Annotated in this window: 27 protein-coding genes; 19 read left to right on the forward strand and 8 right to left on the reverse strand. The window is 54.4% G+C overall.

Annotation, left to right across the window (positions count from 1 at the left end):
• The first annotated feature begins 368 nt into the window (after positions 1–368).
• The 13 genes from AC2FFA_RS18295 (at position 369) to AC2FFA_RS18355 (ending at position 13,162) form a co-directional block, all read left to right on the forward strand.
• Positions 369–1,415, forward strand: a complete 1,047-nt coding sequence (locus tag AC2FFA_RS18295; protein WP_496852667.1) for a tyrosine-type recombinase/integrase — start codon at positions 369–371, stop codon at positions 1,413–1,415.
• A gap of 431 nt (positions 1,416–1,846) precedes the next feature.
• Positions 1,847–3,031 (forward strand): plasmid partitioning protein RepA, encoded by a 1,185-nt coding sequence (gene repA, locus AC2FFA_RS18300; RefSeq protein ID WP_496852668.1) that lies wholly within the window; start codon positions 1,847–1,849, stop codon positions 3,029–3,031.
• Complete coding sequence (gene repB / locus AC2FFA_RS18305) at positions 3,031–4,044, forward strand: plasmid partitioning protein RepB (protein WP_496852669.1); 1,014 nt, start codon at positions 3,031–3,033, stop codon at positions 4,042–4,044. The genes repA and repB overlap by 1 nt, the downstream gene beginning before the upstream one ends.
• A 240-nt stretch (positions 4,045–4,284) precedes the next feature.
• A complete protein-coding gene (locus AC2FFA_RS18310) occupies positions 4,285–5,322 on the forward strand; it encodes a helix-turn-helix domain-containing protein (RefSeq protein WP_496852670.1) in 1,038 nt (345 codons plus the stop codon).
• 321 nt (positions 5,323–5,643) lie between these two features.
• Entirely contained in the window at positions 5,644–5,994 is a 351-nt protein-coding gene (locus AC2FFA_RS18315) for a hypothetical protein (RefSeq protein WP_496852671.1), read from the forward strand.
• Positions 5,991–6,533, forward strand: coding sequence for an RES family NAD+ phosphorylase (locus tag AC2FFA_RS18320; protein ID WP_496852672.1), 543 nt, complete (start codon positions 5,991–5,993; stop codon positions 6,531–6,533). The genes AC2FFA_RS18315 and AC2FFA_RS18320 overlap by 4 nt, the downstream gene beginning before the upstream one ends.
• Positions 6,534–6,825: 292 nt before the next feature.
• Complete coding sequence (locus tag AC2FFA_RS18325; protein ID WP_496852673.1) at positions 6,826–7,929, forward strand: ABC-three component system protein; 1,104 nt, start codon at positions 6,826–6,828, stop codon at positions 7,927–7,929.
• Positions 7,922–8,416: an ABC-three component system middle component 2 gene (locus AC2FFA_RS18330; protein WP_496852674.1), complete on the forward strand. Its 495-nt coding sequence runs from the start codon at positions 7,922–7,924 to the stop codon at positions 8,414–8,416. The genes AC2FFA_RS18325 and AC2FFA_RS18330 overlap by 8 nt, the downstream gene beginning before the upstream one ends.
• Positions 8,413–10,266 (forward strand): AAA family ATPase, encoded by a 1,854-nt coding sequence (locus tag AC2FFA_RS18335; protein WP_496852675.1) that lies wholly within the window; start codon positions 8,413–8,415, stop codon positions 10,264–10,266. The genes AC2FFA_RS18330 and AC2FFA_RS18335 overlap by 4 nt, the downstream gene beginning before the upstream one ends.
• A 691-nt stretch (positions 10,267–10,957) precedes the next feature.
• On the forward strand, positions 10,958–11,272 hold the full coding sequence (locus AC2FFA_RS18340) for a DUF4258 domain-containing protein (protein ID WP_496852773.1): 315 nt from the start codon (positions 10,958–10,960) through the stop codon (positions 11,270–11,272).
• A complete protein-coding gene (locus AC2FFA_RS18345) occupies positions 11,269–11,715 on the forward strand; it encodes a helix-turn-helix domain-containing protein (RefSeq protein ID WP_496852676.1) in 447 nt (148 codons plus the stop codon). The genes AC2FFA_RS18340 and AC2FFA_RS18345 overlap by 4 nt, the downstream gene beginning before the upstream one ends.
• A gap of 327 nt (positions 11,716–12,042) precedes the next feature.
• Positions 12,043–12,624 carry a hypothetical protein gene (locus tag AC2FFA_RS18350; RefSeq protein ID WP_496852677.1) on the forward strand — a complete coding sequence of 194 codons (582 nt, stop codon included), beginning with the start codon at positions 12,043–12,045 and terminating at the stop codon, positions 12,622–12,624.
• Positions 12,625–12,844: 220 nt separating this feature from the next.
• Positions 12,845–13,162 carry a bactofilin family protein gene (locus AC2FFA_RS18355; RefSeq protein ID WP_496852678.1) on the forward strand — a complete coding sequence of 106 codons (318 nt, stop codon included), beginning with the start codon at positions 12,845–12,847 and terminating at the stop codon, positions 13,160–13,162.
• Positions 13,163–13,318: 156 nt separating this feature from the next.
• Here the strand turns inward: AC2FFA_RS18355 and AC2FFA_RS18360 are convergent, their stop codons facing one another.
• The 4 genes from AC2FFA_RS18360 to AC2FFA_RS18375 all read right to left on the reverse strand — a co-directional run bounded on the left by AC2FFA_RS18360 (position 13,319) and on the right by AC2FFA_RS18375 (position 16,178).
• Positions 13,319–14,659: a DUF7986 domain-containing protein gene (locus AC2FFA_RS18360; protein ID WP_496852679.1), complete on the reverse strand. Its 1,341-nt coding sequence runs from the start codon at positions 14,657–14,659 to the stop codon at positions 13,319–13,321.
• 120 nt (positions 14,660–14,779) lie between these two features.
• Positions 14,780–15,094, reverse strand: a complete 315-nt coding sequence (locus AC2FFA_RS18365; RefSeq protein WP_496852680.1) for a DUF6429 family protein — start codon at positions 15,092–15,094, stop codon at positions 14,780–14,782.
• A gap of 34 nt (positions 15,095–15,128) precedes the next feature.
• Complete coding sequence (locus AC2FFA_RS18370; RefSeq protein ID WP_496852681.1) at positions 15,129–15,437, reverse strand: hypothetical protein; 309 nt, start codon at positions 15,435–15,437, stop codon at positions 15,129–15,131.
• A 363-nt stretch (positions 15,438–15,800) separates the two neighbouring features.
• Complete coding sequence (locus AC2FFA_RS18375; protein WP_496852682.1) at positions 15,801–16,178, reverse strand: DUF1428 domain-containing protein; 378 nt, start codon at positions 16,176–16,178, stop codon at positions 15,801–15,803.
• Between the two features lie 627 nt (positions 16,179–16,805).
• Here AC2FFA_RS18375 and AC2FFA_RS18380 point away from each other — a divergent pair.
• The 6 genes from AC2FFA_RS18380 to AC2FFA_RS18405 all read left to right on the forward strand — a co-directional run bounded on the left by AC2FFA_RS18380 (position 16,806) and on the right by AC2FFA_RS18405 (position 22,488).
• Positions 16,806–17,177, forward strand: a complete 372-nt coding sequence (locus AC2FFA_RS18380) for a DUF3768 domain-containing protein (protein WP_496852683.1) — start codon at positions 16,806–16,808, stop codon at positions 17,175–17,177.
• A gap of 251 nt (positions 17,178–17,428) precedes the next feature.
• Positions 17,429–19,294 carry a ParB/RepB/Spo0J family partition protein gene (locus AC2FFA_RS18385; RefSeq protein WP_496852684.1) on the forward strand — a complete coding sequence of 622 codons (1,866 nt, stop codon included), beginning with the start codon at positions 17,429–17,431 and terminating at the stop codon, positions 19,292–19,294.
• A 177-nt stretch (positions 19,295–19,471) separates the two neighbouring features.
• Positions 19,472–20,014, forward strand: coding sequence for a hypothetical protein (locus tag AC2FFA_RS18390; RefSeq protein ID WP_496852685.1), 543 nt, complete (start codon positions 19,472–19,474; stop codon positions 20,012–20,014).
• A 486-nt stretch (positions 20,015–20,500) separates the two neighbouring features.
• Entirely contained in the window at positions 20,501–20,716 is a 216-nt protein-coding gene (locus AC2FFA_RS18395) for a hypothetical protein (RefSeq protein WP_496852686.1), read from the forward strand.
• A 615-nt stretch (positions 20,717–21,331) separates the two neighbouring features.
• Entirely contained in the window at positions 21,332–21,682 is a 351-nt protein-coding gene (locus AC2FFA_RS18400; RefSeq protein WP_496852687.1) for a hypothetical protein, read from the forward strand.
• Positions 21,679–22,488, forward strand: coding sequence for an N-6 DNA methylase (locus AC2FFA_RS18405; protein ID WP_496852688.1), 810 nt, complete (start codon positions 21,679–21,681; stop codon positions 22,486–22,488). Before AC2FFA_RS18400 ends, AC2FFA_RS18405 begins: the two co-directional genes overlap by 4 nt.
• A 7-nt stretch (positions 22,489–22,495) precedes the next feature.
• Here the strand turns inward: AC2FFA_RS18405 and AC2FFA_RS18410 are convergent, their stop codons facing one another.
• The 4 genes from AC2FFA_RS18410 to AC2FFA_RS18425 form a co-directional block, all read right to left on the reverse strand.
• Positions 22,496–22,756, reverse strand: a complete 261-nt coding sequence (locus tag AC2FFA_RS18410; protein ID WP_496852689.1) for a hypothetical protein — start codon at positions 22,754–22,756, stop codon at positions 22,496–22,498.
• Positions 22,757–22,985: 229 nt separating this feature from the next.
• The gene (locus AC2FFA_RS18415) at positions 22,986–23,228 is read right to left on the reverse strand and encodes a hypothetical protein (protein WP_496852690.1); all 243 of its coding nucleotides are present in this window, start codon (positions 23,226–23,228) and stop codon (positions 22,986–22,988) included.
• A complete protein-coding gene (locus AC2FFA_RS18420) occupies positions 23,225–23,578 on the reverse strand; it encodes a hypothetical protein (protein ID WP_496852691.1) in 354 nt (117 codons plus the stop codon). Before AC2FFA_RS18420 ends, AC2FFA_RS18415 begins: the two co-directional genes overlap by 4 nt.
• A gap of 49 nt (positions 23,579–23,627) precedes the next feature.
• Entirely contained in the window at positions 23,628–24,404 is a 777-nt protein-coding gene (locus tag AC2FFA_RS18425; protein WP_496852692.1) for a ParA family protein, read from the reverse strand.
• Positions 24,405–24,817: the final 413 nt, after the last annotated feature.

Consider the following 24,817-nt stretch of genomic DNA (forward strand, 5'->3'; position numbering starts at 1 on the left):
ATTACACCGCGGAAATGGCGGCCTGAACCTACCATTACCAATACCACACAAGCCCACGTCAACAACTTGGCAATACCCGCCAACATGATCCGGAAACAGCAATTCTCCAGCGCTGCCACCTCGGGCTTTCGGGCGTTAGCTGAGATCGCAGGATAAGTGTGTCCGGCAAGAGGTGACTCTGGTCGATCCAAAAGTTAGCGGCACAGCCTTGATTTTCACGGCAGTGCAATATCCCTACCCGCTTTGTACGCAAAAACCGACGTTTTTGATCGCTACATTTGTCATATCACCAAACCCTTATTACATTCGATAAGTATCCCTTATCAGATATGATTGCTTTTGCCCGGAAATGGGCGCAGAATACGCCCATGAAGCCCCCTGCCCCCTATCTTCCCGGCCCCACCCCGTCCCTGTCGCTTGCAGATCAGGAGGCACTGACCGACCTCTATGTGCGCGGCACACCCGAAAACACGCTGCGGGCTTATGAGCGCGATCTGCTTTACATCACGGCGTGGAAAGCGGTGCGCTTCGGCGCGGCGCTGGACTGGCCGGAAAGTGAAGCCACAGCCCTAACCTTTCTACTGGACCATGCCCGCGATCTGAGCGACGCTCCCAAAGACGACATTGCCCGGGAAACGGCGGAAGCGCTGATCGGGCAGGGCTTACGCAAGTCGCTTGCCTGCCCTGCCCCATCGACATTGGACCGCCGTATCGCCTCCTGGCTGGCCTTTCACCGGATGAAGAATCTCGCCTCCCCGTTTGACGCACCTCAGGTAAAACAGGCCCGCGCCAAAGCCCGGCGCGCCGCCGCCCGGCCCCCTGCCCCAAAATCCGCCCATCCGATCACCCGCGACATTCTCGAGCAACTGCTGGCCACCTGCCGCGGGTCGCGCCGGGACCGGGCGATCCTGATGCTAGGCTGGGCCTCAGGCGGTCGACGTCGGTCCGAGATCACCGGGCTGATGCGCGAGGATGTCTCGCTGAAAGAGTTCGACAAAACCGGCGTGATCTGGATCTCGCTGCTTGAAACCAAGACCACCCAAAAAGGCGAGACCCCGCGGCTGGTGCTGAAGGGCCGCGCGGCGCAGGCGCTGCTGCATTGGATCGAAGTCGGACAGATCACGGACGGAGCCCTGTTTCGCCCGATCTCGAAAGCCGACCGGGTTTTGAAACGGCGCCTCAGCCCGGATGCGGTCTACCAGATCGTCAAGCACCGCCTGAGACTGGCTGGGCTGCCGCAGAATTTTGCCTCACCGCACGGGCTGCGCTCGGGCTTCCTGACCCAGGCCGCCCTCGACGGCGCGCCGATCCAGGCCGCCATGCGCCTCTCCCTGCATCGCTCCATGGCCCAGGCACAGAAATACTACGACGATGTGGACATTGCTGAGAACCCGGCAACAGATCTGTTGGGGTGAGCACTTACAAATTGTCCAAAGAAATCCTAGCCTGAGGGAAACTCAGACTGCGGTGCCCTATCCTTTTTTCTCTGCCGCATCCTTTAACGTGGCCAGCGCAGAAACATGCCGCGGCAGACCGCAAAAATATCCACAGACAAATCGACTAGCTGACGAAGCTAGTAACTTGTTCAGAGATTAAGGTGTCACTCTACACTCTGCTGGAACAAACCCCGAAAGGATCTCGAGAGCACGGGATACGAAGCGCTCTTGCAAAAAAGCATGCCTTTCGTCTCAGCGCAAAAAGTTCACAGCTGTGAACTTTTTTGTCAACATGTAGTAGGGCTCATAGTCCACTACTCTACATGTAAAAAAAGGTTGACTTGAATCATTTCATCAGGTCTCAGTGTTGGTAGAGCGTAAATCGCCAATTCGAGCATACAGATGTAACCATGATACCAACCACACCCATCGCATCAACGTCCCCAGTTGATATCAGCAGTGAGATCAGTAGTCGACTGAATCTCGCAATCAAAGAACACCTTCTTGCGGCCTATGCTCCAGACTCTACAAAGCAACTGCGCCTTTTCCCGGCTCAAGAAGTTTGTGACCTGATTGGCATCAGCCATCAGTATCTTCGCAAGGCAACTGTTGAAGGCGCCGTTCCCGAGGCCAGTGAAATCAAACACGGTCGCAGGTATTACACAGGTCAGGAAGTTTGGAAACTACGGCAGCTTCTGGAAGCCCGCGGTAAAACTCCAGGACGATACGTCCCGCGGCGTCGCGAAGGCGAACCACTACAGCGAATTCAGGTGATGAACTTCAAGGGTGGCTCCAGCAAATCCACGACATGTATTCACCTTGCGCATTACCTCGCACTGCAAGGCTTCAGGGTCCTTTGTGTTGACCTTGATCCTCAAGCTTCGCTTTCGGCAATGTGTGGCCTTCAAACCGAGCTGGATGAAAGTATTGATACCGTCTACGACGCGATCACTTACCATGATCCAATTTCGATGAAGGAAGTCATTCGAGAAACGTACTTTCCCGGCCTTTCGATCGCACCCGGCGGGCTGATGCTGTCTGAATTTGAGGCAGAGTCGGCAAAGCTAAACAGCAAGCAGCACCCCTTCTTTGCGCGCCTACACGACGCCATCATGTCGGTTGATGCCGATTACGATGTGGTTCTGATCGATAGCCCCCCCAGCCTTGGCTTTATCACAATGGGTGGTATGGCGGCCGCAACGTCAGTGATTGTACCATTAACTCCTTCGATGCTCGATGTCGCATCCACCGCGCAGTTTCTAAAAATGACTTCGTCGTACATGGAGGTAATTGAAAGAAGCGGAGCAAAACTAGTTTATGATAACTACCGTCTCTTGGTTACGCGGGACGAGCCAGTCGACACACCATCTCAAACAATTGTCGCGTTCATGCGAGCCCTCTTCCAAGAGCGAGTAATGACTGCGACCAGCCTAAAAAGCACCGCCATCAGTGATGCAGCCATGCTTCAGCAATCAATCTATGAGCTGAATAGGTCGGACCTGACACGTGCAACTTACGACCGAGCCAAGGCATCGATGGATGCCGTCGGAAAAGAAGTAGAAAACATGGTTCTTGAAGCATGGGGGCGCATCTGATGGCAAAAGAGCGAAGAGTAAGAAAGCGTCATTCCAGCATGATGGAGATCGCAGAGCAAGCGACTATGGAGGTCAAGGACGTGGCCCCCTCCCCTGCCCGACCAATCACTCCGGGTCTTCAATTCATTGAGGACACGTATAACGCTATTGATGAGATAGACCCCGATCTTGTCGATGACTGGGGCGTGGAGGACAGGCTCGAGAAGTTCACAGCTGTGAACACCAGTGTTGATGAAGACAGTGACGTCCCAAACCATTCACTTGAACAACTGGCAGACAGCATACGAGAGAATGGTCAGCAAGTGCCAATTCAGGTGCGCCATGAGCCTGGTCGAACCGGGCGTTATCAGATCATCTATGGACGACGTCGACTGGCTGCCTGCCGCTATCTGAAAGAAAACTACCCAGACGAAAACATTAAGATTAAAGCTAACGTTGTTGACCTTGATGATGACAAGGCTCTGATCGCCAAAGCTCTTGAAAATGCGTCCAGGAAGGACCTCACGTTCTATGAGCGCGCACGCTTTGCTACGGACATAATTGCTTCAGGTAAGAACAGGTCAGAGGTTATAACAATTATGTCTCTGACAAAGTCCGGGTTGTCCAACCTAGAGCGCATTACGAAATCAATACCGCGCGAACTGGGTGATGCAATTGGAGCTGCACCGGGCTTCGGTCGCACCAAGTGGATGATCTTGGTCGACGCTTTGGATCACAAGGTTATCACACCTCGCAACGCACTCCGGGAACTGGAGAAGCTGCCTCCCAGCTCTTCTTCAGATGAACGACTCTTGGCACTGCTTGATGAGATAAAGAGGAAGTCCGAAACACCTAGACCGAACCCCAGAATCGTCGGAGAAGGCCTAGCAACTGTTAAACAAGGGGCCTCCGGGCTGAACATCAGCATTAATGACAGCGTAGCCCCCGGCTTCTCTGATTGGCTGGATGAGCACATTGAAACACTAATGAAGGAATTCCGAGACCGCTTTGAGGCAGTGAGCGGACGGAAGTAAGAAGTTCACAGCTGTGAACAAAATCAAAGGCAAGCGAGCAAAGGAGAAAAGGCAGAAAGAAATAGCCCCCGAAAGCGGTGATGCTCCCGAGGACCAAATCTTGTCTAGCAACTTGAACTTAGCTCCTCCCGAATCACCACACAAGAAAAAACACCCTTGGGTGGGCCATATTTCTGTGTCTGCTGACAAAAAGCTATGAGGACAGTAACAAATTGCGCTCCAACAGGAGCAGTCAGGTCGTTGGCCGGGCAGGGAAGTAGTGCGCCCAAATGGATGCAACTTCGTACAATAGAAGAAGCCCGTGAAAAACTTGGACTGAAAGCAACGAGCATTTCTATTTTGCGAGCTATGCTTTCATTTATGTCAGCTGATCGTGTCAGCAAAATGGCTGATGACCATCACATCGTTTATGCTAGCAATGCTACAATAGCTGGGCGAGCCCACGTGAGTATTCAAACAGTGGAGCGCCACATCTCGAAGCTGATAAAGTTGGGCATCATTCAACGCGTTACCGCTACAAACGGCAAAAGGTGGTGCAGACGAGACGAAGCAGGGCAGGTGACGCTGGTCAGCGGTCTGTCACTACTACCGCTGGCAACCCGTCATGCAGAGTTCTCAGCCCTAGCTGGTGAGTATCGTCGTGCACAAGAGGCCCTTCAGATGCTGCGGGATGAGTGCACACTAGCGCTGGCTCGGCTTCAGGACGCCATCTCAGATGGTGTTCAAGATCTACTCGTTCGGGCGCGACTGATCCTTCGCCGTCGGCCGCAACAGGACGTTCTCCAGGGGCTACTGGACGAAATCAATGAGTGTGTTTCTGTGGAAAACCGCCCATCAGAACCCTGCGAGACCCTCAATTTGAGGGATGGCGACGGCAAAATTGAGGGGCACAAAGAGCACTTACAGAGTCATAATTGTAAAAAAGAAGATCATTCTAAGATTAAGGTGACCCAGGATCAAATGGAGCACGCATTCCCTCGGTTATGTTCAGAATTGAGGTTCGCCCGAAACCAAGCGCATTGTGATCAGCTGATGGACCAGTTGGCTGACCATATGCTGCTTGGAGAGGCTTGGTATGCAATGAAATCATCACATGGCCCAGCGATACGCTTCATGGCCCTAGGTTATATCTTGCAACGTGTTGAGAGAATTCAAAGCCATAGAGCCTACCTATCATCGATCATGAGCAAGATTGATCGGGGAGAAATGGAACCAACGACACTGTTAATACCTCAGAAAACTAGGCCGGGTGGTTTGGAAAATCTCAAAAATGCTTAATGCGCTGTACGGGACAAAATTCCATCATCACCTCCGGATTTACGAAGAGCTACGTAATTGCAGTTAAGATGGCAGTTATGACGCGGTTTGCCGAATTTAGGCCAGTTGCTCGAGTGCGACACTAGAAGCATCGGCAGCGGCTTATGTCCGGAGACTGAATGGGATTACGAGGGCAGGGGAGTTGCATATTGAACGCAGCTTCTATGGAGGATTTAGCGGGAAGGCGGCTTGAGTTTTCACCACGAAACACGACGTAAAGGATCGGACAGCCTTGATTGTCAATAAATTGGTCCATATATTGTGGCAACAGGAGTGATCAATATGGAACTTCGTGATCTTGTAGAAGACCGGATGATCTCACCGGATCGTCTGGCCCGGCATCTGAAAACCACCAAACGCGAGATTGGTGAGACATTGGGCATTGCTCCGGAATCCTTGTCCAGGCGGAAGCGAGTAGCTTCCGTATCAGTCCAGACATCCTTGCGTCATCTTGTCGAGATTCTGAATGCCGTTGCGCCAGCAGTTGGAAGCTCGCTCATGGCCTATGCCTGGTATCGGTCTGAACCCATTGTGGGTTTTGGCGGGCGCACGCCTGAGGAAATCGTAAAGGATGGAGAAAACGCAGCGTTGAAGTCCCATATTCTGCGGCGTCTAGAAGGCGGTTACGCTTGAAGCATGCCATCAGGGTGCAGCGTACCGTCATCCGTGCCGCCAAACCGCGCTGGTCGTATCTGCCGACGTCGGGGGAGGGGGCCGCGCGACGGGGTGGGCGGTTCAACCAAATCGGGGAACCCGCGCTCTATACGTCGCTTTCTCATGAAACAGCCGCGCGGGAGGTGCGTTTCAGCCTGAATCAAGAACCCTATACCTTTTATTTTCTGGCAGTTGATTGCCATCATATCGTTGATCTGACCAGCCGGGATACCAGGCAGGCATTGGGTATCTCATGGGAGGATATCGCCAATGACAACTGGGAATCCGAGATGCACCAGGGACTGGTTCCATCAACCCACGTTGTTGCAGACAGGTTGAAAGACGATGGCTACGCAGGTGTCCTAGTGAACAGTTTCGCATCGGGTGCCACGCCTGATGACATCAACCTGGTTCTTTGGAATTGGGACGCGGTTGACCACTTGCCGTCAAGCAGACCAAATTCGGTGATGGTCCTGCACCGGGACGATCTACCGAACAGTGATGTATCCTGGCAATAAAACCACCCCCTCCTGATCTCGAGTATTTCTTCATGGCCAGGAAACCCGCCCTTTCCATCGGCAAACTGAAAAGAGCTTAGCGCTAAAAAATGGCGCAGTACGTGCTGAAAGATCTGAGAGGCACATGCGCTGCGTTCTTCAGATCACTTTCTGCGTTTGCAACACACTGTTTTTCCACAGAAGGGGCGGAAACCGGTCATTCTCTGCGGATGCTAAGGGTTGGATTTTTCAATGGCTTAGCGGACATTGGTGTTATACTCTAAAAAAAATTTATTAGTATCTAAGGTCATTTATGAACGCGAGTAGAAAAATAGAACTGACTGATATTGTCGTCCCAAGTACTGCCGATGCCATGCCAACTGCCGCGCTCATGTTATCTGGACCACCGATCGAACCTCTGACGCGTCTCATGACTTATGACTCAGATGAATGGGAAAAGTTCATCAACGAATGGGTAACGTCTCTTAGTACAACTTATATGAGCGTGCAGCGTTTCACGGGTGCCGGTGATAAAGGTGTAGATGTCGCAGCCTTCACCGACACAAAACAACTGTTGGGTGTCTGGCACAACTACCAGTGCAAGCATTACAGCAAATCGCTTGGCCCGGCCGACGCTTACCTCGAAATCGGCAAATGCCTCTGGCACTCATTCAATGAGGATTTTGATCCACCTAGCAGATATTTCTTCGTCGCCCCGCGTGGTGTGTCGACAAAGCTTGGTCTGCTGTTGGCCAATGAGAAAAAATTAAAAGAGGGTCTGTACAATGCATGGGTAAAGACTGTCTCTACAAAAATCACATCCACCCAATCAGTCGAACTGATTGGTGACTTCAAGGCATACGTTGATGCCTTCGATTTCTCGATATTTGAGGCAGCGGCACCCCTGAAAATTCTAGAGCAGCATCGTAAGACGCCTTACTTCATTCAGCGATTTGGTGGGGGACTTCCGGCGCGACCCAAAGTCAGCGATCCCTCCGATACGATCGAAAAACATGAGTCCGTCTATACAAACAAGCTTTTTGCCGCTTATTCGGATCACAGCGGTGCAGTAATTAAGACCCCTAAAGACTTCACCGGACATCCGAAGTTACGCAAGCATTTCAATCGATCTCGCGAAGCGTTCTATCACTCGGAGTCGTTGCGCGTCTTTGTGCGTGACAAAACCGAACCTGGCACGTTTGAGAGCCTGCAGGATGAAGTGTGTGACGCTGTGGCTGATACGTGTGATAGTGATTACTGCGACGGACTTGCTCGCGTCGTTGCGGTAACTGACAAAGCACAGAGCCTGAAGCTTGATGCTCATCCGCTTTCGCCAAGCACCTTTCCGCGCGATTTGAAGGGTATCCGCCACCAGCTGGCAAACGATGACCGCTTGGGTTGGAGTGCGGATGACTGATCACAAGCCAATGACCTTCAATGGACCTCTCGAGGCTGGCATCCGAGCTGTCGCCGTATTGGGAAGCGCGTATCCAAACAGCTTCGACATCCAGAGACTGACTGCTTACGACTATCTTTTGGTGCGTACTTCGGTACTAGACGGACCCGAAGACCTTCACCCTTCAGCCCCTATCCAGACACCGGCAACCGAAGTTCGCAGAAAAATAGTGCAAGAAGCGATACATATGATGATGGCCAGAGATCTTATCGAGCGAGATGTTAGCGAAGCAGGCATAAGTTATCGTGCCGGTGACGCAGCAGCGATGTTTCTTGAGTCTCTAACAACACCGTATATTTGCGCGCTAAAAGAACGAGCCGAATGGCTGACAATTCGTTTATCCGACTACGATGAGGCGGCATTTGACGCGATGATGCGTGAGTTCTTCGATCTCTGGATGGTTGAGTTTCAAGATGTCCAGGGTGCCAGTGAGGACAACGCGCCATGATCGAAGGCTTCCAAATCCGTGCTTTGAGCTTTCACGGAACCGACAAGAAGCCCGCTGTTGTGACTTTTGGGCCAGGCCTCAATGTCATCCATGGCGCATCCAATACTGGCAAGTCATTTGTCGTAGAAGCGATTGACTTCATGCTCGGCGGGAAGGGACCGCTGACGGATATCCCAGAACGGGTTGGCTATGACCGTGTATTGCTTGCCATCGAGAATGTATCCACAGGTAATGAATACACACTATTGCGGAGCCATGAAGGCGGCGCGTTCAAGCTCTTTGAAGGGATTTATGATCAAGAGCTGCCAGTGGATGACGAGGGGACTACCCTTGCTGATACCCACAGTGAAAGGAATGCAGACAACTTGTCTGCTTGGTTGCTCGAAAAACTGGACATGGCGCATTCGCGCATTCGAAAAAACAAGAATAACGACACTATCAGCCTTAGTTTTCGGAACTTGGCAAGACTTGCTATCGTCAACGAAGAAGAAATCATTCAGAAGCGCTCACCGCTGGCGGATGGGAACTATACTGCTGATACAGCTAACTTTTCCGCATTTAAGTACCTTTTGACGGGCACAGATGACTCTGCACTTGTCTCGCTACGCAAGACCACGCCAGAGGAGACCAGTCGCGAGGCGCAGATCGATTTGTTGGATGACCTGATTAAGAACTATCAGAAGCAAGTCAAAAACATTGCTGGGAAACCTGCAGAACTTGAGGAGCAAGATGAGAAGCTAGGAAACGCTTTGGAAGTGAAGGCACAACAGCTCTCGTTGGTTGAACGTACATTCAAAGACCTATCGGTGCGACGGCGTACCTGTTTCAGAAAAATTGAGGACATAGACAATCGCCTGACCGAAGTTTCTACACTACTCGAACGTTTTGAGCTTTTAGATGAGCACTATGATTCTGACCTTCAAAGACTCAAGGGTATCGAAGAAGCGGGTTCACTATTCGTAGCTCTGGGCAAGACCAGCTGCCCAATTTGCGGAGCTTCGCCTGACCACCAGCATGCCGACGATAGTTGTGATGGTGATATCGAAAGAGTGGTCGCCGCTGCCACTGCCGAAATCAAAAAGATCGAAGGCCGCAAAACTGACCTTGTTTCCACTATTTCAACATTGGACCGGGAACAGAGTACTCTTCAAAAACGATTGCCCGGCGTAAGAACTTCGCTTCAAGAGGTGTCAAACCAGATCCGCGAAATCGTTGCACCCGATTTAAAACGCCAACGCGCGACATATACAGAGTTATCCGACAAAAGAGTCAATGTGAAAGAGGCAATCAGCTTATATGACTCACTGGCGGATTTTGAAGCGCGCAAAAAAAAGCTCGTCGCAGAAGATACAACGGCGTCATCCAACTCGAACATTGGCACCGAGCTTCCGAAATCGGTCGTGGATGATTTTGCAATGACCTTTGAAGAAACGTTGAAGGAATGGCGGTTCCCGAATTCGGGGCGCGTTTATTTTGATATGAAGTCAAAAGATATGGTCATCGGCGGCAAAGACCGTATCGCCTACGGCAAAGGCTTGAGAGCGATCACACAGGCAGCGTTCTCAGTCAGTTTACTGAGATACTGTAAGAAACATGAAGGTCGTCACCCTGGTTTCGTTGCCCTGGATTCGCCACTTCTTTCCTACAAGGAACCTGATACCGCCGATGAAGATCTTAGTGACAGCGGTTTGAAGGAGGCCTTCTACCAAGACTTGAACAGTGCGAGCGAAGACAGGCAATTCATCATTATCGAAAATGTTCCACCGACCCCAGAAATTGCGCGGTCGGATCAAACCATCGAGTTCACTGGTTCCCTAGAGACTGGCCGGTTTGGACTGTTTCCAAAGTAGGATGAGCCGCGGCTAGCGAAGCTGAACGGCAGTTTAAGGAAGCGGCGTTGGCAAGAGCGCTGAATGTCGGGCTAGGGCCGAGAACTGCGGCGGTGCAGGGGTGAGGTTGCGGAAGATCTAAGTCGTTTGTGGACAATTGGGAGGCTTTGATTCATATTCAAATCATCAAATAGGGCGACCCTCCAGCCAAGAAGAACCGCCCTGAAGCCCATTTACTTCTTAGGCTTTTTGATCGTCTCAACAACGTGAGTTGACTTACGCTGTTGAGCCTTTTTGACCGTAGTGAAACGCCCAGTTTTAGCGCTCCGTCCGATCTTGCGGGTTCCCTTGGCCATTGGATTTCTCCTCTTTCCCAAAGAGACGAGACGGACCCGTCGCCCTCGACGCGGTGTTTCCACGCCAAAATGCGTTCCGAATCGAAGGTCCCAAAGTAACAATATGTTAGAATTGAATGGCGAGTCTAGCGGTTCAGCGTTGTCTGCGTACCACTGATGGTATCTTTCAGTGGTTTTTCGGGGAATCCAACGTGCGCACAGTTATCAATTTGTTGCGATTTTTAGATTGACATGGCTTGCATTCGTGCATCACGGTGATACATACCCCTTGACCGGAATGACCGAACGAGTGCCGATTAGTGGTGTATAAAAATGAACCGTGGAGTCCTGCAGATGCGACTGATTATCTACGCGACATGGCAAGAAGCCCAGCATTTTCTATCGTGTACAAGCTTCATTCGACTGAACGGATGGCCGAACGAAGCATCATCTCGTCAGATGTGCTCTATGTTCTAAAAAATGGATTTGTTCTGCAGAACGCAGTGTCGGCAGAGAAAACCGTAGGCTACTTCAAATACACCATAGAGTGCGTATCGCCCAATAGCGATGGGCGAACTGTGCGCTTGGTTGTCATACCAAATGCCAGCACGTGCAAAATAAAGATGGTTACTGTCATGTGGGCGGACGAAGCTCATGCCCGCGCAGGAACCTTAATGGAGGGAAGCAAATGAGCGAGTATCACTATACCGAGTGCGGCTTGCAGAACGTTTTCATTAGGGGCTTGGAACCCGTACTGGATGCAGACGGCGATCTTTGCATTGAGATTTCGGCTGTCAACTATCTCCACAATGCAATTGCCGAGGGTATCATTCGACATCCGTCAGCGATGAGCGGAGCCGAATTGCGTTTCCTACGAACTGAAATGGGCTACACGCAAGTAGAAATTGCAGGGCTTATTCACGCTGAAAGGCAGACAATTGGTAGGTGGGAGCGGGGCGAATTCCCAATTGATCCTTTGGCTGAAACAGTCATTCGGCAGCTAGCGGTCGAAAAGCTGCTGATCCCATACGAAGAGGGCCTGGAAAAGTTGGTTCGCAGCACTGAAAAGGGTGATGAAAATCAGCCGATCAATATTCAGGCAGACGATGGTCGCTACGAACTGATTGCCGCATAAGAGATCTCTTGATCTACCATCAGAAACCCTCGCTAAGCGGGGGTTTTTTGCCTAGTGGAACACGAATTAGTGATTATTGCCAATGCCGTCTGCGTAATTTAGCAGGCCCAAGTCTAAATACCATTTCGTGGATGAGCGTTTTTGGCCTCTCACACCGGTCCCCAACCCTAATACCCTGGAAAAAAATTAGAGTACCCCAGCTTCCATTGATCGTGGACTTTGTGCCATCGGTGCGAGACAAAGAGTTTTCTTGTAGCCCCGTGGCTGCAGCCAGGCGAAATGGTTTGCATGTAATAAAGTCATAGAAACTATTTTGAGAAGCACCAAATGGATATTGAGGCAGGAAAGCGCAATGAGTTGATCTCTCACTTGGGCGGCAGCTTCTACTGTATCGAGGAGTGTCAACTGACTCTAATGGGCTTCGATGAAGTACTAAGGGCCGACGTTGTCGCGGTTTCGCAATCTGAGACTGAGCCCTGGGTTCTGGCATTTGAAGTGAAGGAACCCACTGGAAAATGGGAATTCAAAAACTGGATCAACGCCCTGAGGCAGGCGGGTAACTATCCCAATTGCAGAGTGACAGATGAAAGAGCTGGATCTGTAGCTGGCAGCCTTATCAATGCATCCTTCTTATACCCAGGGCCCGACCTAAGGCCTTGGGGGAACCAGGATTTCCAAAGCATTCGGTTCTACAGAGGCTATGACATCGAGCCATTACGTGGGGCAATTATCCTTGCTCAACACTTCAAAGTTGGCACGGCAAGCTATGACAGCAAATCGTGCAAGACTTCGTTGAGGCTTGGCACGGATCCAATTTGGGACAGCCGATTGGGGTTTAGGAAGAAATCTGTGGGGCTGCTGGCAAAAAGACGGATTGGCTCCTCAAAGCGCGCGGTTGCCAATAACTAGCATGGCGACCGCACATTTGCGCTCGCTGTGAATGGCTGCAATGTGGGCTGCAAACGCAATATTCCAACGTCGTTCCGAGTGACCGCAATGGGCCGACCATGACAAATTGAATTTGAACTCGGTCCTTTTTCGCTCACGATAAAAAATCGCCTTCGCCGCTGGTGGTCAAATTCCAGCGTCCGTTTTATGGTCGCCGCTATCTCAGACAGAGGATGTTGATGTGGCCGGCTCAATAGTTGAAGAAGACCTGACAATCGAAGGCAACGTCAAGTCAAGCGGAGGAGGTGTTGACGTCAAAGGCAATGTGGTTGGGGATGTCAGCGCTGACTCGATTACTGTTCAATTGAACGGATCCGTCGCTGGCGCGTTGTCGGCCAAAAAGATCACGATAGAAGGCAAGCACAATGGCAGCCTAAAATGCGACGATCTGAAGCTTGCCTCGAGTTCAGTCGTTCAGGCTGATGTCGTTGCCCGGACTATGGAAACCGAGAGCGGTGCCAGGGTTGTGGGCAAGGTCGAAATCACCGGCGAACAATAGGGCCGTTTTAGCAGGGTTCTGTGGCAAGGACGGACATGAGTCTTTGCAATCGCCCGGCACTTGAAGAACCTTTGGTCGGCTTGCATCACGCTGTGATGTCCGCCGTCTGGAGAACCGATTTCCCAAACGCAAGTCGGATCTCATCGGCGAGCCGGATCATTTCCGGTATTCCGAGAGGCCAAGCTCGTCCCACATCCAGCTGAAATCATAGTCCGCAACGGGGGACCCTGTCTGCCGTGCGCTGCGGTTTTCGATTGTCTTCAGCCAGTCAATCACCGCTTTCTTGCCCTTGGAACTGCGAACGGCCTGGCGCGGGGTCTTGTCACCCAGCGCGGGGATCAGCTGGTCGAGCGTGTCACGGTAGTGGCGGTCGAGCTGCGCGTGAGCGAGTTGTCTGGCAAGGGCAGGGGGGATGTCCTCGTCTACAGCGGGTCCAGTCTCCGGGTTGTCCTCTGCCATCATCTGTTCGACGGTCTGGATCGCTGTCAGCGGCGGCTTCACCAGATCACCCAGCAGCTCAAGGATATATGCTTCGCCGCGTCTCGCACTGGCAACGGAATCTACAGACAGGGTCAGCGCCCTGCCTTTCAGGAATAGAGATCCGAGGACCGCAGCACCGGACATCGACTTGTCCAGGACCAGGCCGGTCGCGCGTCGCGTGCCGCTCGCGTTGTCCAAAGCTAGCCATGTCCATTCTTTCTGACCGGAGGCCACGAGTTCAGCGGCCTGCAACAGTCTCTCTGAAACTCGGTTTTGAGTAACCCCGGTGGCGAAGGGGAAGCGCAGCTCATGAAAAACCAGGTCGTCGCCATCGCTGTTGCTGATCTGAGGCAGTTCCGGGTCCAGCAGGCTTGGCAGATGTGCGAAGAGCCAGGCATTTGCAAAGAGTGGTACGGAGCGCCGTAGCTGATCCCGTGTCAGTCTTAGCTCATCTTCGGCGTTCAGTTTCAGGACGGTCCGAAGCCCATCTTCGAGCATCGCAACAGCATTTGCGTCGAACGGGAGCAGAGCGCCAGAGATTACGTTGTGATCGCCCTGCCTGACAACCCGAACAGCAATACGATCCCACTGTTGCAACATCTGCGTGGCGCTTTGCTCCCTGACAGTGACAGGGTCACCGTCCAAAAGCAGGTCCCTCAGCACCATTGATTTGCCCGGTACGATTGCGCTGACCTCGTAGAGGCTGACGGGGGCATCCCGCAACCCGGCGATGTAGGCGCGGGTCTGGGCGTTTTCCTTCGATCCCCGCTGCGTGAGATAGACATCGGCGGCGTTTTCATTGTCTGGTCCAAATGTCCTGCCCAGCAAGTCTTCCAGCCCGCCGCCCCACAAGACCATTGGCCAATCGTCGCCCAGCAGATCCCCCAGATCTTCGAAGTCGAGATCGAATGTTTCGAGAGCTGGCATGAAATGTTCATCCAGAACATCTGCAAGCCGCTCGTGCCAAACCTCGTCGCGGGTGATGAACCCTATGAGCCTGTCAAGATCATGTCCCATGGACCTGCGCCCTTCTTCATCAATTACCGAACAGGTGCGACCTAGCGCAGATTGCAGCCGTCAGCCAGATGTCAGACCAGCGTTGGTGCAGATTGCTTTGGTGGTCATGTAGCGAAGTGGTTATTGCCTGGGCTTTTGTACAAAGAGCTCCGTAAAGAGCGCTTGTGATCGGCGCAGCCCGTCCTCGGTCAACACCACCGACTTCACCTTGCCTTTAGGGTCCAGGATCAGCCCTTTCTGGTGCAAGCGATCGAGCGTGTCCCAATCGAACCCCTTCCAGGCACGCCGCTCGTCATGCAGCGTCAGCCAAAGCAACGCCAGAACTGCGTCATCCACCTTGTTTTCATCTATCGTCATGCCCACAAGGGACGCTATCAGGGCCGCGCCCGTCAACCCCGTTATGATACGACCAGAGCGCTTTCCATCGGAGCCCAACGTGACCCCTGATGGCTCAGCCTGCCTGAACGCGTCAAGGTTTGTTGCTGTCGATCCAGTGGGTCATCGTTTTGCGGTCACGATAACACTCATCCGGGACATCGCGGCGTTTGATCCGGGCAATACGCTCGGCGAAGGCCACTTGTTTTGAGCTCGGACGCGTGTCGTGATTGCGCGGCGCAGCAAGCTGGGTATCAATCCACGCGCTGATGAGCTTACGGTCCTGCTGAATCTCCCAAGGTAAGACGAGGTTCTGTTGCTCTGCAATCCGGCGGGCAAATGCGATCTGTTTAGGTGTGGCCGGCAGTGCAGTGGGTGTCTCAGAATCCGCGTAATCAAGCATGGAAATTCCCCTCAAGCAGCATGGGTCCAGATTAGAACAAACAGGGCTCAAAAGCAAGTATGTTGTGTCGACCGGGCTGTGATGCACCACATCTGGTATCTTGCGGTGAAACGAAGAGAGGGCTCTTTTTCAGAACGGTCCTGGCATGGGGATTGACGTCACAACTTACCCAACTGGCAGGCGGTGCCGAGTACGAATTGCAGCCGAGACGCATCCAGGCACTTGCCAAATCCCGAGCCTGTTGTCTCGTGCCCCAGTCCCTGGTTCCAGCCGGTGGGCCAATTTCGACATGCTGTAGTTCGGCGGGCCGCCCCGCAGCATCGTGAACCCCTCGTCAACGTCGGGAAAATTCTGACCTTCCTGTCAAAGCTCAACGATTGGGGAGAACCCGCCAAAGATCAGGCGCGTGCCGTCAAACGGCATTGGGTTTTTTACTGGGTCCATGCGGGGGTCTCCAGATTCCGGGTTTTCCATCCAGTCAGTCATGGTTTTCATCGCCGCGTCACGGGTTGTCTTGTCGGGCCATTCGACCCAGGACAAGACGATCGTCTCTTCGTCCCTGGCTTGCACGGCTCTGCGAAAGTCGGTGACCTTACCGTCAGGCACATCATCGCCCCAGCATTCAATCACCCGCGTTGCACCAAGGTCAGTGAACACGCTATCGGCCTTATTGGCGTGATCAATGAACTTTTGTTTGTTTGCTGTTGGCACAGCGATGACAAACCCATCTATGTAACCCATCCCAACTCTCCTCTCATTTAGATATCAGCAATCGTGGCCTTGAGTTTAGGGATGTCAATCTTGCGCATCGGCATCATGCAGCCGTAGCTCCTACAATAGTAATGAGGAAGCCGCGCGTGCCGCACGGCTCACATAGATCATTAGACAGGGCAGGGGCTCGACGCGCCAAAGCGCGCTCACCCCGGCCCTGACACTACACATATTGCGATAGCAGACCGCCGGGCGGTCTGCTGCGCTTGTTTTCCCCGAGCGTCAGGGGGCCGAAAATCTCTCGTATCTGATCCGGTCCAGGGGGAGGGCGCAAAGAGAGAGCCGCGCCAGGGCGCGGCTCACACTTCTCTTTCCATGCGCCTCAAGCAGAAATCGCGAAAATCCCGGTTCCTCCCACGCGCCGTGCGCGCGGGCCCCTCCCAAATTCGCCCAATTTCAGCCTGACCCCCAGTCCTCAGATCAGAAACGGATCTTTTCCATCGGCCCCCCTCCTTTCCGGGGAAAAACGCGGAGGGGTGCGGGTGTCGATGGCAGTCCATCAGGCCGTTTCCTTGGCCTGCTGTGTTCAAACGAAATCACACGCGGAGAGGTCGGGCGCAGATCGGCCACCGCATCACCACGAAAGAGAGATCAACAATGGTTATTCAGATTGCAGAAACAACCATGACGCAGTCGCAGGTTTGCGCGCGGCTGGCAGAACAGAATGACGCTTTCCGTCGCCGTGAACCCGCAGGCGGCAGCGGCCAGTGGGTCTTTACCACGGCGATTGACGATGAAGGGCCGGAGTTTTTGGCCGCGTGCCTTGAAGCGGTCCAAGCCTATGACGGTTTCACCAAGGACAACGACCCCTACGGCTCGCGCGAAATGGGCTTCATGGACGTGCAGGGCAAAACGGTCTGGTGGAAGATCGACCTTTATAACCGCACCTATGATGGTGGGGCAGAACACCCGACCTCGCTGGCTGATACGCGCCGCGTCCTGACCATCCTTTTTCCGAGCGATTACTGAGTTCAGCCCGGCCCAACGGGTTTGGGCTGGCCGCGCAACCCGCGCAGGAAAGGAGGTGAGAACATGAATCCATATACCATTGAGCGTCAACGCAAGTTGGCTTGGAAGAACCTCAAGAAGGGCGGCCTATCCGGCAAGATCGCCCGCGCCTTCTTGAAACGTCACGCCGCCGCCTAAGCGGCCTCGCTCTACCCCGAATGGGGTAGGGCACCCATAGCACAAAATTTCACCACCTGAAAAGGGTTACCCCTATGACCAAGCAAACGAAGATCACCGCGACCGAGGCCCGCTTTCCGCTGGCATCGCTGACGCTTTCGCCGATGAATCCGCGCCAGACCGTGCCGGAGGGTGAGATTATCGAACTGGCCGAGTCCGTCTGGACCGCTGGCCTGATCCAGAGCATTGCCGGTTTGGCCGACGACAAGGGCGGCGCTGAAATCGTCGCCGGTGGCCGACGCCTGCGCGCCCTGCAACATCTGGCTGAGAAACACCCGAACCTCGCCAGCATCCGCCCTGAACTGGCGAACCCATTGGTGATGATCGCGCCGGATGTGGAAACCGCTCAGACATGGGCAACCGCCGAGAACATCAGCCGCAAAGACCTGTCACCGGCAGATGAAATCCGCGCCTATGGTGCGATGGACAAGGCCGGTGCGCCCGCATCTGGCATCGCCCGCGCCTTTGCTGTGACCGAGGCCCATGTCTACAAGCGCCTGAAACTGGCAAGCCTGCCCGAACAGGTGATCGAGGCGCTGGCGGCAAAGGAAATCAATCTTGGCGAAGCAGCGGCGTTCACTATCTGCAATGATACAGACCTGATCCTTGAGGTTCTGGAACAGGCCCGGAAAGGCTACCTGTCCGAATACCAGATCAAGCACATGCTGAAACCGGATGCCGTCAATGTGACGGATCGGCGGGCAGTCTATGTTGGTCTGGACGCCTACAAGGCGGCGGGTGGCCGTGTTTCTGGCGACCTCTTTGCCGAAAAGACGTTGCTGGACGATGAGGCAATCCTTGACCAGTGCTTTGCTGACAAGCTGGCCGTTGCTGCGCGTACCATCCGGCAGGAGCAGGGCTGGAAATGGGCCGAGGTTGTTGGTGACACTCATTTCGGTGGTTACGACATCGAACAGATGAAATGCGCCCGCATCTATGCCGAGCCGGGTGAGCTGACCGCAGAACAGGCCGAGCGCTACGATGAGTTGGCCGAACTTGCGGAGGGTGAAGTGTTGGACGCTGCAGGCGAGGCTGAATTGCAGATGCTGCAAACCATCTTGGATGGGGCCTATTCGGACGTTCAGAAAGATTGTGCCGGGATCATCCTCTATGTCAGCAATTCCGGTGAGTTGAACGTCATTGAAGGTTTGGTCAAGCCGGAGGACAAAAGCGCGGCGGTCGAGGCAGGCGTGCTGGCAGTATCGAAGCACAAGGAGGACGTCAGTAACGTCGATGCGCCCGCAAAACCGCGCATGTCGCAGGCTTTGCAGGACGACCTCGCCCGTGTGGTCACAGGAGCGCGGCAACATGCGGCGATCAATAATCCTGATTTGATCCTGGCCTTGCTGGCGTTTCAGGTTTCGGGCGGTGCGCGATACAGCAGTCCCATCGGCTTGAGTGAGACGGATGTGCCGAACTGGCCGACGACGCAGGAGGCGGGCTACGCGCTGGATGAGCGGCTGACAACGCCAACCGAATGGGACGGTGATGCTTTTGACCGTGATCTGGCGAAGGCGTTCCGGGCCTTCCGCAAGAAAGGTGCCGACCACGTGCAGGCTGAGTTGATCCGCCATCTGACGGGTCTGTTGAGCGGCGGCGACAAGGTGCTGAAAGCGCTGATCGACAAGGAGGTCAAGACCGATATCCGTGCGGTCTGGACGCCCAATTTCGACAATTTCTTCAGCCGCATCGCTGGGCCATACCTCAATGAAATCTGGCGCACGGTTCTGGGTTTGAAGGCGGGCAACTATCAGGTGAACACTTTCGAAAGCCTCAAGGTTGGTGACAAGCGCAAGAAGCTGGACGCGCTGTTCAACGACCCCGACACCCGCGCAGCCATGCAACTGAGCAAGGCGGCGGAGAAGCGGATCGACACATGGCTGCCCGAGGACATGGGCTGAGCGACGGGGCAGGGTGCGCAAGCGCCCTGCCACACCGTAACAACCGCGCTGCAAAGTTGCGACGGGAGCAAGACTGCATCCGTGAAGGAGACAACTGGACCGCGCGGAGAGACGATGCAATGCTACGTTGATCCCAACAGTTCAGTGCAATCAAAAGAAGAAGCTGGAGGCGAGACCATGACCAAGACAAATGATTCCGGCAGCATCGGCAGTGCCGTGCAACGCGTTTGGAAATCGGCGCAACTCTATATCGGTTTTCACAAAGACCAGTCCGGGCGCAAGCGCGATCAGGCGAAGGTCTGGCCCCCAAAAAATGCCAGCGCGTCGATCCATTCCGATCCGAGCGAGCAGGAAACATTTCTTGTCGTCAAGAGCGCTAACAAGTCGGCCAGCGAAGACGTTCAAATCAAGGTTCGCGCCGATAAGATCGTGCTGCGCCGGGATTGTGAGGTCTGTTGGCAGGGCGTTCAGGTTGACGCCTACTCTGTCATGGTTCGCACGGCTGACGATGTTTATATCAAGATCGGACATGACGGGTCGGTCACGCGTCAGACCGAGGCTGACGAAACCACCGTAGACGCCGATGGGTCGGTGTTCAAACGGACTGACTATGCGGAAGCCCATATGTCTGGCGACGGTGTGACAGTCTCCCGACGTACAGCATCCAACGTCAGTGCCATCACCGAAGATGGCGTGCTCAGCAAATCTCGTGACGGGTAAAAGTTTCCTATTCCCCTTTACTTTCTAATTCTCGTTCGTGGTGAGAACAACTGGCCCGCTTCGGCGGGCTGTTTTTTGACCGTCAGAGCAGTGTTTTCGCCCCGTGGCATTTCCGGTTGGGGCCAGAGATTTGCACAAATCCCCGGTACCGTCTTCGGGCTCGGTGCCGCCACTTGACGGATGACAGGCAGCGCAGTTGTTGCCGCCTGCTGTTTTCGAACACGGCGCCGCTCTGTGCAGTATGTCGGGGCCGGTATTTGATGAGACGGGTGCAGGGACGCATGCCGCAAGTCATGTCTGAACTGACCCCCTTTGTTTCTTATTGATGGGCTTGTCGCAGATCGCGGCCAGTGCGTTCCCTTCGCTGCGCTCCGGCAAGCAGAAAAACGGTTTCCACGCGACGCGCGGACCCTCCGAGTTTCAGCTTGCGCCCTGTCCTGGTGCGATCGGCTCTTTTCAAGCCATCGAAACAAAGGAGATCACGACATGACCACTTTCGTCCTCACAGTTCCCGTCACCTACAAAAAAGACGGCCAGGATCACACCAGCTTTCGCCGCGTTGGCGCAGTGTTCGAAAACACCAAGAACGACACCGGCGAAGTCTTCCTCTCCATCAAGCTCGACTTCCCCGTCGCTGTTACCGAGCTGGCGGCCTTCCTGCCCAAAGCCAAGGAATCCGAGGAAGGGGGTGATCAAGTCTAAGCCCCACCGGGCCTTGGGGGCGGCGGAAACGCCGCCCCTCTTCGCGTGCCGCGACAGCCTTCCGGTTTGGAAGGCCGCTGTTCAGTGTTGTGAGATCGCGCGCAGGAGGCGCGGATCGCATGATCCGGTCGACGGGGCAGGGGATCAACGGGCTGCGCCCTCTCACCCCAGCCCCGGCATTCTTTCCTTTTGTGATCGCTGCCCGCCTGGGGGCGGTCAGCTGCGCTGTTTTTCCCCGAGCGTCAGGGGGCCGAAAAGCTCTCGTATCTGATCCGGTCCAGGGGGAGGGCGCAAAGAGAGACCCGCGCCAGAGCGCGGCTCCCATTCCTCTTTCCATGCGCCTCAAGCAGAAATCGTGAAAATCCCGGTTCCTCCCACGCGTCCCGCGCGGGCCCCTCCCAAATTTGCCCAATTTCAGCCTGACCCCCAGTCCTCAGATCAGAAACGGATCTTTTCCATCGGCCCCCCTCCTTCGCGGAGAGAAACGCGGAGGGGTGCGGGTGTCGATGGCAGTCCAGCAGGCCGTTTCCTTGGCCTGCTGTGTCCACAGCAAACCGCAAGCGGACAGGTCGGGCGCAGATCGGCCACCGCATCACCACGAAAGAAAGGCCAAACATGGCTGATATCGTCATCCAGAACCCGAACGACCCCGCCTATTGGCAGAAGGTTCAGCACAACGCAGCCCATCGCAAAGCAATGACAATGGTCCGGCAAGGCTTCGCCGCCACCAATTGCGGCATGGTCTATGAGGCATGGGTTGCAGACCTGATGGACTTGGTTCGCAGCGCCGCCCGGAATGCCGAGTTTCTCAATGATCCCGTACGTTACCAGTCGTTCCGTGAAGACTGCGCCGCTTTCATGAAAATGCCAGAAATCGCAACAGAGGATCACAAGGTGCTTTCGCGGGCCGCTTTCGTTGCCATCAATGACGCAGCACAAGCGCTTTACGGCCAACCCAAATCATGACACCCGCCGTCACTGATTTTGTGCGGATCATCAACGCGCTTGACCCGTCCAAGCACCGCAGCGAGGTTTTCCGCGATTTTTGCGAATTGTCCTATTGTGCACTGGCAAAACGCGCCTGCCCTGATGAAACGCAAAGAGACGCCCTTGAGGCGCAGTATATAGAGGTGGTCGGGCGCTATCGCAACAAAGACGACATTCGCCGGATGCCGGAATTACTGGCAATTATGGCGGGTACGATCGGCAGCGGCGGGTGCGATTTTCTCGGAATGGTGGCGGGTGAACTTGGCGTTCTGGACGCCAAGCTAGGACAGTTTTTCACGCCCTACGAAGTGTCGCGCATGATGGCGGAAATGACCTTGACCGATGCCAAAGTGACCATCGAGGCAGAAGGGTTCATAACGATTGATGAACCCGCCGCCGGGGCAGGCGGCATGTTGCTGGCCGTGGCCGATACTATCGAAGGTATGGGGCTGGAACTTGAAACAAGTGTCTGGTTCCGTGCAACCGAGTTGTCACGTGCGACCTACCACATGGCCTATTTGCAACTCACTGCGCGCGGGCTGGCCGGGCAGGTCATTCATGGCAACAGCCTCAGCTTGGAGACCTACACCGGCGCATACACCGCTGCCGCACCGGTGTTCTTTGCCGCCAATGGCGATCCCTTTGCCAAGCAACGCGCCGAGCATGAAGCGCAGACCCAAGCCGCCGCTGAAAAGGCCGCGCAAGACGCGGCGGACCGCAAAGAGCGCATCAAAGAGCTAGGCGATGGCCCGGCAATCCAAGGCGACCAGCTCAGCCTCTTTTGAGGCTGAGCTAAGTCTTGTCTCTCAGTTTCGACAGGTCTGGATAGCTGACCCCGCAACGGTTGTGCAGGGCCAGCCCGTTCTTTTCGCGGGGGCAATCCTTGGCGATGATGTATCGCGCCTCGGGCAATGACGTGCTGGCGCCGACCATTTCAATGAACTGATCTTTTCGATATTGGCCGTACCGTCCGCAAACATCACATTTGAGCCGGACAATATCCAAAGGGTAATCCCACGCGCGCAATGTCAGCCCTTTCCCTGGCTTGTTCAATCCCAACAGCCTTCACTGACCCAAGAGTGACGGAATGTCCCCTCCGTTTGCGGGGCCGAGGGTTACCCAGTCTGGTCAATTTCAACCTTGGGCGAAATTGGCCTGACCGGAGCAGGCTGTAAGCAGAGACACCAAATATCTCAGCGTCAGCCTGTGGGTAACCCTCGGTCAGCGGTGCCTTGACCGCCAGCGTGACGTTTGAGCGTCGCACAGACCAAACAAAACGGGATCAGTGTACTTGTTCGCGCTGCATCGTTGTTCGGATCATCTTGGCAATTTCCTTATCGTTTTCCAACATGACTTGCCGGAACAAACGTCCGACGTTCACACTCGCTCTTAGCGGTTGGGGGACACCTGCCAGCAAATCCAGCAACTCCCTTTCGACATGACCGCCTTCCGGTGCCGAAATCTGAAACCGGATAGGGGTACGTTCAATTTTTTGTTCCTTGGTAGTGCTTTTGCGTTTGCTCATTGTGCGCCCCCATTCAAGTTGTTGCGGATCATCACGGCGATTTCTGCATCATTGTCCTGCAGGACCTCTTTAAAAAAAGCGCCAAGGTTAAAGTTCTTCTGGAATGCTGCAGGTATGTTGCTGCGGACCTCTTCCAGTGCTGCCGCAATCTCACTCCCGTCTGAAGTAGAAATTTGAACCCTGATTGGTTGACCTTCGGCGCTAAGCTCACTGGAACGGGCAGGGGCCTTTTTCTTTGGCGGTGTGTCGACTGGTTTAGGATTTTTGGGTTTCGTCGCCTGCTCTTCGGCAGGTTCGGGCTTCGGTTCAGCCGCCTGTGTGGTTTGTTCCCGCTTGTTCAGATCCGTCACCGTCGGCGCGATATCAGATGCGGACCCTGCAAGCAGGCTGTCTATGCTCTTAGGCCGCGACATGCTGGACCTCGCTTTCCTTGAGGGCATTCAGCACAAAATCTGCATTGCTCAACGCTTTGTTGCAGCGATCCGCCATGCGGCGCGCATTCGACCTGGCCGTTTGCGTCTCAGCCTGTTCCTTGGCTTCTTCAGCAAAGCCCATCAACCGCCCGATCGTTGTCCCGCTCCGAAGCGCGTCATCCATGGCGGCTGTGTCGGCGATTCCGCCGACACAGCGGAACCGCTTTTCCAGCGCCTGCTTGCCTTTCTGAATACCGGCTGACTGCGCGATGGATTGCCGGGTGAAGACGATCCGGAATTTGTCTTTCGCATCAGCCGTGCTGCCGATCTGCTTCAATGCAGCTTCACACGATCTGTATGTGACCATGATTGGATTGTATTCCGCCGATGAGCCATCAGACGGGCACAGCACCATGTCTGCGACAGCCATCGCCATAGCGGCGGTCATGCTGGGTTCGCCCTTGGTGTCGATCAGCAGATAGTCGAAGCCACCGGCTTTTTCCGCCTCAAGGATGTGGGCATAGGCCAGTCGGGCATTCTCAGCATCATCCTTGGAAAACTGCCCGGCCTCGATCAGAAGTTCATCGGCGGGGATCGGTTCCAGTCCGTTGTTCGGATTCAACCATTCCGAGAGTGTACCTTGCGAGTCTAGGTCGAGGACACGCACCCGTTTTCCCTGATGGTGCAAGGCGGAGGCAAAGGCGACGAGCATGGAAGATTTCCCAGCCCCGCCCTTGGAGTTTACAGCGGCATAGATTTTCAATTTGGTCTCCGGGTCTGCGCCCGAAAGCCACGCCGCGCAGCGGCGTGCCACAACCGGGCTCGCGATTTCAAGTTATCACGCGATCCCGCACCCGCGCTGATCTCAACGCTATTGCTTTTCTAAGCAATCATCAAGAACCAACCACCTAGAAGGCCAATTTGCTATTGTCAGCAGGCATTTGCCACGTGCCCAGTGGTTTGCGATGGACTGGCAATTGCCGCTTGTATTCTGCATGGTGCCAGTTGCCGTCTGGCAATCACAACCTGCCAAAAGGCGGCAACACAAAGACTATTGCCACCGACCCGTTGCCAAGCGGAAAATGGTGAGCGGCATGGGGCAAATAGTCGAGTCTCCCGCACCAGATCGACCACACTATACGCTTACTTTGCGGGATTATGGAGAATGTAGTACCC

This window comes from Ruegeria sp. YTSB088 (assembly GCF_059609825.1).